This window comes from Vibrio sp. M260121 (assembly GCF_036533715.1).
In the GTDB taxonomy this organism is placed as follows: Bacteria; Pseudomonadota; Gammaproteobacteria; order Enterobacterales; family Vibrionaceae; genus Vibrio.
Map to the genome: position 1 here is coordinate 32,914 of NZ_JATABF010000028.1, position 11,072 is coordinate 43,985.

At 47.0% G+C, this 11,072-nt stretch carries 12 protein-coding genes; 4 read left to right on the plus strand and 8 right to left on the minus strand.

Going from position 1 to position 11,072, the window contains the following annotated elements; translation table 11 throughout:
- Positions 1 to 108: 108 nt before the first annotated feature.
- Entirely contained in the window at positions 109 to 1,359 is a 1,251-nt protein-coding gene (locus tag QTO06_RS15495; RefSeq protein ID WP_208445267.1) for a TIGR03503 family protein, read from the minus strand.
- 15 nt (positions 1,360 to 1,374) lie between these two features.
- The gene (dnaQ, locus tag QTO06_RS15500) at positions 1,375 to 2,091 is read right to left on the minus strand and encodes a DNA polymerase III subunit epsilon (protein WP_005433192.1); all 717 of its coding nucleotides are present in this window, start codon (positions 2,089 to 2,091) and stop codon (positions 1,375 to 1,377) included.
- A gap of 58 nt (positions 2,092 to 2,149) precedes the next feature.
- On the opposite strand from dnaQ, the gene rnhA reads away from it, so the two are divergent.
- The gene (gene rnhA, locus QTO06_RS15505) at positions 2,150 to 2,614 is read left to right on the plus strand and encodes a ribonuclease HI (protein ID WP_005533940.1); all 465 of its coding nucleotides are present in this window, start codon (positions 2,150 to 2,152) and stop codon (positions 2,612 to 2,614) included.
- Here rnhA and QTO06_RS15510 read toward each other — a convergent pair.
- Positions 2,611 to 3,366, minus strand: a complete 756-nt coding sequence (locus QTO06_RS15510; RefSeq protein WP_005436820.1) for a class I SAM-dependent methyltransferase — start codon at positions 3,364 to 3,366, stop codon at positions 2,611 to 2,613. The genes rnhA and QTO06_RS15510 overlap by 4 nt on opposite strands.
- A 39-nt stretch (positions 3,367 to 3,405) precedes the next feature.
- On the opposite strand from QTO06_RS15510, the gene gloB reads away from it, so the two are divergent.
- The 3 genes from gloB to QTO06_RS15525 all read left to right on the plus strand — a co-directional run bounded on the left by gloB (position 3,406) and on the right by QTO06_RS15525 (position 6,687).
- Positions 3,406 to 4,164, plus strand: a complete 759-nt coding sequence (gene gloB, locus QTO06_RS15515) for a hydroxyacylglutathione hydrolase (protein ID WP_331408798.1) — start codon at positions 3,406 to 3,408, stop codon at positions 4,162 to 4,164.
- Between the two features lie 253 nt (positions 4,165 to 4,417).
- Positions 4,418 to 6,004, plus strand: coding sequence for a lytic transglycosylase (locus QTO06_RS15520; protein WP_331408799.1), 1,587 nt, complete (start codon positions 4,418 to 4,420; stop codon positions 6,002 to 6,004).
- Positions 6,001 to 6,687 (plus strand): YIP1 family protein, encoded by a 687-nt coding sequence (locus QTO06_RS15525; protein ID WP_005430220.1) that lies wholly within the window; start codon positions 6,001 to 6,003, stop codon positions 6,685 to 6,687. The genes QTO06_RS15520 and QTO06_RS15525 overlap by 4 nt, the downstream gene beginning before the upstream one ends.
- Positions 6,688 to 6,714: 27 nt before the next feature.
- Here QTO06_RS15525 and QTO06_RS15530 read toward each other — a convergent pair whose 3' ends face one another.
- From QTO06_RS15530 to accA, 5 genes are all read right to left on the minus strand, one after another.
- Complete coding sequence (locus QTO06_RS15530; protein ID WP_331408800.1) at positions 6,715 to 7,563, minus strand: endonuclease/exonuclease/phosphatase family protein; 849 nt, start codon at positions 7,561 to 7,563, stop codon at positions 6,715 to 6,717.
- A 136-nt stretch (positions 7,564 to 7,699) separates the two neighbouring features.
- Positions 7,700 to 8,038: a nitrogen regulatory protein P-II gene (gene glnB, locus QTO06_RS15535; protein ID WP_005436810.1), complete on the minus strand. Its 339-nt coding sequence runs from the start codon at positions 8,036 to 8,038 to the stop codon at positions 7,700 to 7,702.
- 223 nt (positions 8,039 to 8,261) lie between these two features.
- Positions 8,262 to 8,576, minus strand: a complete 315-nt coding sequence (locus QTO06_RS15540) for a c-type cytochrome (protein WP_331408802.1) — start codon at positions 8,574 to 8,576, stop codon at positions 8,262 to 8,264.
- Between the two features lie 64 nt (positions 8,577 to 8,640).
- The gene (tilS, locus tag QTO06_RS15545) at positions 8,641 to 9,987 is read right to left on the minus strand and encodes a tRNA lysidine(34) synthetase TilS (protein ID WP_331408804.1); all 1,347 of its coding nucleotides are present in this window, start codon (positions 9,985 to 9,987) and stop codon (positions 8,641 to 8,643) included.
- Positions 9,988 to 10,090: 103 nt separating this feature from the next.
- Positions 10,091 to 11,050 (minus strand): acetyl-CoA carboxylase carboxyl transferase subunit alpha, encoded by a 960-nt coding sequence (accA, locus tag QTO06_RS15550; RefSeq protein ID WP_331408805.1) that lies wholly within the window; start codon positions 11,048 to 11,050, stop codon positions 10,091 to 10,093.
- Positions 11,051 to 11,072: the final 22 nt, after the last annotated feature.

Below are 11,072 nucleotides of genomic sequence, written 5' to 3' on the forward strand. Positions count from 1 at the left end.
AATCGAACCGATATTCATAACCTTCGCCAAGAGTGTCACAAAATTAGATGCGTCATAGAAAGTAAAACGGAGCCAATCGGCTCCGTTCTATAATCTAAATTCTGCGCCCTACTTCTTAGGCACTTCCAACTGCATCTCTGGCATGGCTTGGCGTTTGGCTTTGAGCTTGCTCCAGATAATCCAGAATAGAATCACCAGAATCAATGCAATCACGTTGCCGATGGCAATGATGATCATGCTGCGCTTACGTTCGGCTTCACGTTCGGCGATGATGCGTTTTTCCATTTCGATGCGGCGTTGCTCGGCGATCTCCGCTTCTTTCGCTAAGCGCGCAGCTTCAAGATCCACTTCATCAACGACGCTAAATGACTGTTCTTTGATTGGGAAGACTAATGAGCGCTTGGTTGCTAGGTCTGTGGCAAAGACTTCACCATGCCATGAGTACTTACCTAACTCTGGATCGTTATCCATATTAAGCGTGGTTTTGGTGCCGTCAGCAGACACTTGACCTTGGCTGTAGCTGATGAAACCGTCTGGTGCTTCTTGCTCTACATTCACCGCAATGGATCCCGGCGTGATCATACCTTGCTCACCACTGACCACCAACTGGTGTGGTTGGTCTGCATGACGTGCTTGAATAAAGGTGCGTGTGATTGGCGATGGGTACACCAGTACCACTTGTTCCTGTGCTCGCAAAAATACGCCATTGCCCGACGTAATACGTGCACGGTATTTACCCGGCTCGATATCAATTGGCAGTTGAACGGTAAACACACCGTCGCCAGCTTTTTCATCTAGCCCACGGCCATCATCAGCAAACTCGCCAATCACCATAGGTACGGGACGCGCTTCTTTGATCAGTTCGTCTTCGTTTTCTACAAACTTAGTGAAGGTGACGCGCAGATTTACGCGGTCTAGGAAGTCACGCAGTACGAGCGGCTTATCGTCTGAAGTCAAACGTGCGGTGAACTTGAGGGCTTCATTCTGATAAAGGCGATTTGGGAACACATCAGTGCTGAGCTTTAAGTGTGAGATCAGACGAATGTTGTTTTTCGGGGTGACTTTTCCGACAGCCTGCCACGGACCTGGCATGGGTTTATCTATCGAAATAATATCGAGGGAAGATTCTTGATACCAACGAACGTTGTCGTAGGTGCCCCAAGCGTAATACTTTTTACCGTCAGGGCGGACAAGGACGACAGGCTGAGAGCTCTGTTCACGATAAACCAAAAAAGTAATCTGTTCGATAGTGGGATCGACACGAAAGCGGTTATCTAACAAAGACATGGCGGACTCGCTCGCGGCAAACGCGAAACAACTCCAGAACGCTAAAATAGCGACTGACAAAGCCCTCAACATAGTCTCTCCTATTTACTACCAAATACTGTCGTTCACCAGTTCGAGTCTTTTCTGGTGTGCTTCTACTTCATCGGCAGTTGCACGCAAAACCTTTAGCGCTTTTCTTCCTTCAACACGACGAATGCCTTCGGCTTCGCCATCTTTTTTATTGGCATTAAATTCTAGGCTTGTTTGACCACCCGTCATTAGGAGGTAAACGTCGGCTAGAATCTCCGCATCGAGCAATGCCCCGTGGAGAGTACGGTGTGAGTTATCAATGCCATAGCGTTCACACAATACGTCGAGGTTGTTTCGCTTGCCCGGGAAGATTTTCTTCGCCATGGCAAGGGTATCGGTCACCTTACAGTAATCATCCGTCTTACCGATGCTTGGATTGAGCATTTCAAACTCGTAATCCATGAAGCCGGTATCGAAGGGCGCGTTGTGGGCAACAAGCTCGGCGCCTTTAATGAAGTCTAGAAACTCTTGGTGTACGGCAGAGTATTCTGGCTTATCGACCAAGAATTCATCCGTAATACCGTGGACTCCAATCGCGTCTGGTTGGATTTCACGGTCAGGCTTTAAGTAAACGTGAAAGTGACGACCAGTCAGCTTACGGTTGATGATCTCCACGGCACCAATTTCGATGATGCGGTGACCCATGTAGTGCGGGCCGCCTTCTAGGTTCATACCCGTGGTTTCGGTATCGAGAACGACAATACGATTATGTTCAGAATTGCTGCTGGTATTCATAAGGTTATGTGTGTCAGACTATGCTTTATTAAATGTTTCGGCTAATAGTACCAAAAATATGACCAAACACGTTGAGATTTTCACTGACGGATCTTGTTTAGGCAATCCAGGCCCTGGCGGTTACGGCATTGTGCTGCGTTACAAACAAACGGAAAAGACCCTAGCGAAAGGCTACACGCTGACGACCAATAACCGCATGGAAATGTTGGCTGCAGTGGTGGCATTGCAAACGCTAAAAGAGCCATGCCAAGTGACGTTAACAACGGATAGCCAGTACGTGCGCCAAGGCATTACGCAATGGATTCATAACTGGAAAAAACGTGGCTGGAAAACGGCAGATAAGAAGCCAGTGAAAAATGCCGATTTATGGCAAGCATTGGATAAAGAAACCGCTCGCCATAAAGTAGATTGGCATTGGGTTAAGGGCCACGCAGGCCATCGTGAGAATGAAATCTGTGATGAGCTAGCGCGCACAGCCGCAGAGAACCCAACCGAAGAAGATACGGGTTACCAAGCATCTTAGTTTTTACTGCTTGAGACCTTTTTCACAGCACTGCCCTCTCTGTTCATCACGCCAAGTGGTGTTAGCTTTCTCTTTAAGCGCCAATGCGGCTTGATAGGCTTGAGAGGGTACGTTCGTTTACGAGCCACGATATAGTACAAGCTCCCCGCCGGTGATGCCCAATCACCCAAACTGTTCTCTAACCACGTCCACATGGTTTTGTAACGCGTCATTGGAAACAGCGCATAGCGATCGCAGTGAATCACTTGGTAGTTCAATACCCCTAACCAATCTTTAATCCGGTTCACCGTGAACATGCGACCACTCCATGGCAAATTATTTCTTCGCCAAGGCAATAAACTCGCTAACCCAGTGAGACTGATCGGATTGAACCCCGTAATAATAAGATAACCATCATCCATCATGACGCGATCAACTTCGCGCAGCAGTCGATGGGGATCACTTGCATAGTCAAGCTGATGAGCAAGCACCACAACATCAAAGCTTTTTTCTAAAAAGGGTAATTCGTAACCATCTGCGATGACATTATGCAACGGGTTCTGGATATCTACGTTGACTTGGTGTTGAATGTTACAACTACAGCTGGTTAGCTCACAGCTCAAGCCACCCAATTTCAACATGTGGTAACCGAACAGCTTCGGACACCACTCATCGAGTCGGGTTTGGATTGACTCAAGTACCCACGGCCCATTGTTCATGTCTGACCAAGTCGACGGGTGCTGTAAAGTTTTGTTGCTGAGTGCTGGTTTCATTAACCACCTGACTATATAAAGGGTGACGGAGAACGAATCGTGTTAGAGATCAAAAGCATACCCGCATTTAATGATAATTACATCTGGCTGATACAAAATAGCGACAAGCGATGTGCCGTGGTCGATCCGGGCGATGCTAAGCCAGTGTTAGAATATTTGCAGGCTAACGAGTTAACTTTAGAAGCGATCTTAATTACGCACCACCACAACGATCACATTGGTGGCGTTCCAGATTTAGTTCATGCTTTTCCTCATGTTTCTGTTGTTGGGCCAAAAGCGGAACCTATCCCAACATTGACCAATGCCATGGAAGAAGGCGATAAGCTTGAGCTTTTCGGAGAAATCTTCATGGTGCTAGGTTTGCCGGGTCACACGCTTGGTCACATCGGCTACGCTGGTGACGGTAAGTTGTTCTGTGGTGATGTGCTGTTCTCTGCAGGTTGCGGTCGTATTTTTGAAGGCACACCAGAGCAAATGTTCGAGTCACTAAGCAAAATTATGAAGCTCCCAGAAGAGACCGACGTGTTCTGCGCGCACGAATACACCGCAAGTAACGTAGCCTTTGCCCTAGCGGTTGAGCCAGACAATGAGCACTTACGTCAGTACCGTGATGACGTAAACCGACTACGCGGATTAAACATTCCAACTATTCCTACCACGCTTCGCAAAGAGAAGTTAATCAACCCATTCCTGCGTGCAACCAACGCAGAGGTCATAAAATCTGTAACAAACCGTATCGAAAATAGCGACCCATGCTCGGTTTTTACAGCTTTACGTGAGTGGAAGAACGAATTTTAACCAATTTCTGCTTGTAACTTTGCTCGACGCAAGTATTATCGTGAGCTGATTTTCATAGAAGCGCCTCTGGCGCTTCTATTGCGTTTGGGGCTGATATAAAGCTGTTTGTATTTCACCCAATCGCATAAAAGTAGCGGCTTTCGCGCCCTACCCTTAGTTAGTGTTACAAGATGTCTATTATCTTGCGACTGCCACGCACCTTAGCTGCGCGACAGGCAGGAGAAGATAAACAGGCCCTAAATAGGCTGAATCCATGCGTTTAAAGTACAGTTGGGCGTTGGCGTTACTACTTTCTGGCTGTCAATTGACACAGTCAGATTCAACAAACACACCAACACCAGAAACCAATAAGTCCGAGCAAGCGGTAAAACAAGACGCGGCTCAAGCGGACTCCGAGAAAAAGCAATCGATAGCGAAGAAACCTGCTAAAGAGACGCCGAAAACCCTTTCTCCTCAGGAACAAGAAGATGTATGGCGTCGTATCGGCATGCAGCTTGAAATGGACATCCCAGACAACAAGAAAGTCGCTTACTACCGTACATGGTATCTGAAGCACCCTAACCACCTGCGCACCGTTTCTGAGCGTGCACAGCCGTTTTTGTACATGATTACAAAACGCATTGAAGAACGTGGTCTTCCAATGGAATTAGCGCTTCTACCTATCGTAGAGAGCTCATTTGACCCATTCGCGTACTCACACGGTAGTGCGGCAGGTCTTTGGCAGTTCGTTCCTGGCACCGGCAAGATGATGGGCCTAGAGCAGAACTATTGGTACGACGGTCGTCGTGATGTGTATGCAGCGACGGATGCAGCACTTGATTACCTAGAGCAACAAAGCAAGCGCTTTGACGGTAACTGGGACCAAGCGATTGCTGCTTACAACAGTGGTGGCGGTCGTGTCTCAAGCGCGATTCGTAAGAACAAAAAGCTAGGTAAACCTACGGACTTCTTCTCTCTAGATCTTCCAAAAGAGACCAGCAGTTACGTTCCTAAGCTACTTGCACTTGCAGACATCATCGCGAACCAAGATAAGTACGGCATCGACATTCCACCGATCCCGAACAAACCTGTGCTTACGCAAGTCGATCCAAAAGAACAATTGGATCTCGCGATTGCGGCAGATTACGCAGGCATTGGTGTTAAAGAGCTGCAAGGTTACAACCCGGCTTACAACCAATGGTCGACAGCACCGAATGGCCCGCATCAGCTTCTTATTCCTATCGAGAAAAAGGATCAGTTTCTTGCTCAGGTGAAGAAGAACCGTGGTAAAGGCATGAAGGTCGCACGCTACAAAGTGAAGTCTGGTGACTCACTCAGCGTATTGGCTCAGAAGTACGGTACGACAACGAAAGTTATCCAACGTGCTAACGGCCTAAAAAACAACAATATTCGCGTTGGTCAGTACCTAATGATCCCAACGTCAACAAAAGACGATGCTAAGTACGCGCTTACTGCGGAAAATCGCCTTAACAAAACGCAATCTCGAGCTCGCGGTCAATTCAAACTGACTCACGTTGTGCAATCTGGCGAGAGCTTGTGGTCTATCGCAAAAGAGAACAAGGTTTCTCATAAGTCCCTGGCAAAATGGAACGGCATGGGACCAAAAGACACCTTGCGCGTTGGCCAAAAACTGGTGATCTGGAAAAACTCAGACAAAGGCGCAGTCATTCGCACAGTATTCTATGACGTGCGTTCTGGTGACACCATCAGCGGCATCGCGAGCAAGTTTAAGGTGAAGAGCAACGACATCGTGAAATGGAATTCTCTTCAAAAGCAGAAGTACCTGAAACCAGGTCAGAAGCTTAAGTTGTATGTTGACGTAACTAAGGTAAGTGTATGAACCCATCGAGTAACCCGCTTGTAATGTTGTTGGATATTTTTCGTTCTCCAACATCTTGCTTCTTGGCGCTGTATCAGCGTGGGGGCTGGGGATGGCAACCGTTCATCTTTTTGATGCTCAGTCCATTCCTATTCTGGGGTGCCTACTTCTCGAATGTGGATTTCACTTGGCTAAGTGAACAATTAACGGCTCAATTCCAACAGGTAGATCCTAAGCAGATTGAGCTGTTGGAGCCAAACACGCTGATGGCAAGTGCGATCATCAATGATGTGTTTAACCGCTTTGCAACTCTGCTGCTTTTGGCGCTGTGGTTCTTCCTAGCGACGAAAGCAAGCAAACAACAATACGGTTACTGGAAATGGTTTGCGGCGGCTTCTGCAATCTTATTCCCAGCGGTACTAGGCGACATCGCAAGCTATGCGAGCCTGTTACTGAAACACGGTCAGGTAATGACGTACGCGGCGGATTTAAACAGCCTAAATGGTTTGTTAAAACTGCCACTCACCAATGAATGGTCACATTTTGCTAGCTCATTACCGCTGCTTTTGCCTTGGTACATTGTACTTGGGTACGGTGTGGTTCTGACTTGGACAGAGTTTGAACGTGGACAGGCTCTTGTGATTTCGAGCCTGCCTTGGATTGCGTTTTACGTGATTTGGGCGTTGTACATCGTTATTGCTTAAGCCATTTAAGCGAGTTCATAAGAGCCCTTACTGGTCGTTAAGCGTAAACGACACCAATAATGGATTATGATCGGAAGCGTCGCTCTGCGGCGCTTTCGCGTTTTTGAGGGTCAGACCTCGGTAAAAGACGTGGTCGAGTGGTAATCCGGTAATAAACTGAGTGCGGTTATCTTGACTGAACTTCGCTTCTTGTAGGTCTGCCTTTTGGAGAGCCGTCTTCATTGCTTTAACGCGGTCCTCACTCCAGCTATTGAAATCTCCCGCAAACAAAATTGGGCCTTTGTGCTCTTTTAGAACTATTTCTAAACCAGACAACTGTGAAGTGTACTCTTCAGTTCCGACGGTAAAGTTAATCGCATGAATGTTTACCACAGCTAGAGTCTCGCCATTGCTAAGTTGATACTTGCTGTATAGAGCCGACTTTGGCAAACGCAGCCATGGCTCTTTAGTAGTGTATGCGCAAGCACGAATTGGCTCTTTCTGCGCAATACTGATTACCCCTGCACCACTTCCTAGTGCCTTAAACGCGCTTACTTGGTTGCTCATCCAATGGCCTTCCACCAGCCAGTTTTTAAACTCATCGGTCAAACTGGCTTCTTGTAAAAGCAACAGCTGTTTATTGGCAGAGAAAGCATCGAGCGCTTGTTGCCAGTTGTCTCTGTTTTGCTTATAGATGTTCCATACCAAAACGTTAAGCTCACCATTCTTATCAATCGCTTGTGGCTTATTAAACTCCATACAGCGGATATCTTGAGTAATGTTCGTCCCTGTTTGAGTAACAATCTGTGGTTGTTCTGGCACAGTAAAGATCACCTGAAAACTCACAAACCCAGCGATAATGAGAAAAACTAACGCAAAAGCTAAACGCTGATACATAGACCTACCTGAATGCAAAAATAAAATGGAATCAAAAATACGAGCAATAAAAAAGGAGCCATTCTCGGCTCCCTTTTAGCTTACTCAAATTTTCACCACATGCTGTAGTGAAATCTTATATCTATCTGGATAAAGATTAGATCGCGTCTTCGTCTTCTTCACCCGTACGGATACGTACTACGCGCTCTACGTCGGTTACGAAGATCTTACCGTCACCAATCTTACCAGTTTGCGCCGTTTCAATGATGGTTTCTACACACTTGTCTGCAACATCTTCTGTCACAACGATTTCTAGCTTCACTTTAGGAAGGAAATCCACCATGTACTCAGCACCGCGGTACAGTTCAGTGTGACCTTTCTGACGACCAAAGCCTTTCACTTCAGAGACGGTCATCCCTGTAATGCCTACTTCAGCCAATGCTTCTCGAACATCATCCAATTTGAATGGCTTGATAATCGCTTCAATCTTTTTCATGTTCATCCCTTAAGCTTCAATCGTTTGCGCATATTATCGGTTAGCGTCTCACAACATTCAATCCTTGTTGTCACCAAGCACCTGAAAATCCTGACACTGGTGGAATTTATTTGCGGATGAATGTAACAAAGTCGCGCAGTCAGCAATCCTGTATGCCCGAAACGAAAAAACCAGAGCACTGGCTCTGGCTTGGTCTAAATCTTTATCTGGGTTATACCCGCGCTTACTTCAAGCTTGCGTAGTATGCTGCTAAGTTTGCGATATCTTCGTCTGACAGTAGATTAGCTTGCGCTTGCATCACTGCGGCAAGGCCACCAGTGCGTTGACCCGCTTTGTACGCTTTGATTGAACTTACGATGTATTGCTCATTCTGACCTTTCAGGTTTGGGTAGCCAGGAATCACCGCGATACCATCCGCGCCATGACAAGCAGCACATACGCCTGCTTTTGCTTGCCCTGCGGCTACATCACCTGCCGCCAGAGCTTGCCCACTTAACATGGTTAGCGCCATCATTGCGCCCATGATTGTTTTCTTCATTGCTTCACCTAATCGATTCTTATTTAAGGATTTTTATATTTTATAATCGACATTGTGGCATGAATTACAACGACTTGCGCCAGATAAGTTCACAATCTTGACCACTGAAGGCTTGATCAACAAACAAATCGCCGACCGCCACCACCTGATCTTGGTACATCAGAATCGGGATCTGGCGGCGCAGCCAACTCGGCACATTGTACTCCTGAAACAATTTTTTCAGCTTACGACTGTGATTACGCGTAGTTGGGTGCGCAGAGAGTCCTTCAGGATTAAACGTCACCCTGAGAAGTTCAGGTTGAGGCGGTAAGGCAATGGTAGCTTTCTCTGAACTGGTACTCAAAGTGAGCTCTCCGAGTCGCTCAGGCAATACCAAAGCCGTATCGGTTTGAATAGCACTCTGCCACGTCGTGACATTGGCCGTTTCAGTTACCCAATAAAGGCGATTGTGAAAACGGCGAACTTCACCCTGCTTAAGTTGCAGCTTAGGGTTAGCATCTTGCTGTGCCAATCCGACTTCATTCCAAATTAAATTGAGTTGCACTTGGGTTGGCATATTGGCATCTAGCTTAGCCAGCCACATACGCACCAATCGCGCACGAGCCAGTTCACTGTGCGTAGCTAACTCTTCAATACTCAGACTCAAATCACTTTGTAAAGCACGCTCAAACACTCCGCTAAGTAACTCATCTAGCAAGGCTTCTTGCTGCGCGCACAAACTCGCACTGCGCTGCACCGCTTGATGGATGCTCGGCCAACGTTCAGAAAGTTCTGGCACTATACGATGACGTAGGAAGTTACGGTCGTAACGAATATCTTGGTTGCTTTCGTCTTCTACCCAATCCAGTTTTTGCTCTCTGGCTGCTGCTTCGATTTGCTCTCGCTTAACGGCCAGCAATGGGCGAACTAATGTGCCACCAGCAAACGGCATGCTTTCAGCCATTGATGATAACCCCTTTGGTCCGCTGCCCCGTTTAAGTGCTAACAAGAAGGTTTCCACTTGGTCATCGGCATGTTGCCCTGTCAGCAATAAGTCACCCATTTGGATATGCTTTGCTAAGGCCTGGTAACGTGCTTCACGCGCCAACAACTCAATGCTTTCACCACTATTGATGTCTAAGTTCACATGCTCAACCGAACACGAAATTCCTGCTTGCTGAGCCCAAATTAAACATTGGTTTGCCCAGTCGTCCGCATTGGTACTCAAACCATGATGTACGTACACCGCATGACAGCTAACAGATTTAGAGCCTGCTGTTTGATTGTCTATCGAATGCGCTTGGCGATAACGGCTAAGCAGCTCGAGTAATAAACGCGAATCCACCCCACCACTAAACGCCAAGACAATCTTGGTGCCTGATTGGTAATAACGATCAAGAACTTGAGCAAATTGCGAGTAAAGCGATTCCATAAATCATCCGATAGAAACAAAAAAGGGTTGGACGTATGCCCAACCCTTTCTATTTTATCTGTAATCTAGCGAGAATTCAGCTAGCGCCTAACGACAGCTGTAATTAGCAGTAACCGTAGTTCATTAGACGTTGGTAACGACGCTCAAGTAGCGTTTCGTGATCCAGTTGTTCTAAGTCTTCTAGCTGACGAAGCAGGTTTGCTTTCATGTTTGCAGCCATTTGAACGTGGTCACGGTGCGCACCGCCTAGTGGCTCTTCGATGATTTCATCGATAAGCTCAAGCTCTTTCAGACGTGGAGCGGTTAGGCCCATCGCGTCTGCTGCTTGTGGTGCCTTGTCTGAATCACGCCATAGGATTGACGCACAACCTTCTGGAGAGATTACTGAGTACGTTGAGTACTGAAGCATGTTCACGTAGTCACCTACACCGATTGCAAGTGCACCGCCTGAACCTCCTTCGCCAACAACGTTGCAGATTACTGGAACTTTAAGACCAGACATAACTTTAAGGTTAGTTGCGATCGCTTCAGATTGGCCACGCTCTTCTGCGCCAACACCTGGGTATGCACCTGCTGTGTCGATGAAAGTGATGATAGGCATGTTGAAACGCTCTGCCATTTCCATCAAACGTAGCGCTTTACGGTAACCTTCTGGTTTAGGCATACCAAAGTTACGTTTTACTTTTTCTTTGGTCTCACGGCCCTTCTGGTGACCAATGATCATCACTGGACGACCTTCAAGACGAGCAATACCACCAACGATCGCTTTGTCGTCAGCAAACGCGCGGTCACCCGCTAGTTCATCAAATTCATCAAAAGCGTGCTTGATGTAATCCAGTGTGTACGGACGTAAAGGGTGACGAGCCAGTTGAGCTGTTTCCCATGCACCTAGATTGCTGAAGGTTTTCTTCTTAAGTTCTAGGCTCTTTTTCTCAAGCTGTTCGATTTCTTTATCAAGGTCAACCGCAGAATCACCACCGTGACGAGATACGTCGCGTAGCGCTTCAATTTTTGCTTCTAGTTCTGCAATTGGCTTTTCAAATTCAAGAAAGTTTAGGCTCATCTATGAATCCTTTTTGACTCAG

Excerpts from the sequence above, each read along its gene's own strand:
- QTO06_RS15495 (WP_208445267.1), bottom strand. The coding sequence starts at position 1,359 with ATGTTGAGGGCTTTGTCAGTCGCTATTTTAGCGTTCTGGAGTTGTTTC.
- QTO06_RS15540 (WP_331408802.1), bottom strand. The coding sequence starts at position 8,576 with ATGAAGAAAACAATCATGGGCGCAATGATGGCGCTAACCATGTTAAGT.
- rnhA (WP_005533940.1), top strand. The coding sequence starts at position 2,150 with ATGACCAAACACGTTGAGATTTTCACTGACGGATCTTGTTTAGGCAAT.
- QTO06_RS15530 (WP_331408800.1), bottom strand. The coding sequence starts at position 7,563 with ATGTATCAGCGTTTAGCTTTTGCGTTAGTTTTTCTCATTATCGCTGGG.
- QTO06_RS15510 (WP_005436820.1), bottom strand. The coding sequence starts at position 3,366 with ATGAAACCAGCACTCAGCAACAAAACTTTACAGCACCCGTCGACTTGG.
- QTO06_RS15525 (WP_005430220.1), top strand. The coding sequence starts at position 6,001 with ATGAACCCATCGAGTAACCCGCTTGTAATGTTGTTGGATATTTTTCGT.
- dnaQ (WP_005433192.1), bottom strand. The coding sequence starts at position 2,091 with ATGAATACCAGCAGCAATTCTGAACATAATCGTATTGTCGTTCTCGAT.
- QTO06_RS15520 (WP_331408799.1), top strand. The coding sequence starts at position 4,418 with ATGCGTTTAAAGTACAGTTGGGCGTTGGCGTTACTACTTTCTGGCTGT.
- tilS (WP_331408804.1), bottom strand. The coding sequence starts at position 9,987 with ATGGAATCGCTTTACTCGCAATTTGCTCAAGTTCTTGATCGTTATTAC.
- glnB (WP_005436810.1), bottom strand. The coding sequence starts at position 8,038 with ATGAAAAAGATTGAAGCGATTATCAAGCCATTCAAATTGGATGATGTT.
- accA (WP_331408805.1), bottom strand. The coding sequence starts at position 11,050 with ATGAGCCTAAACTTTCTTGAATTTGAAAAGCCAATTGCAGAACTAGAA.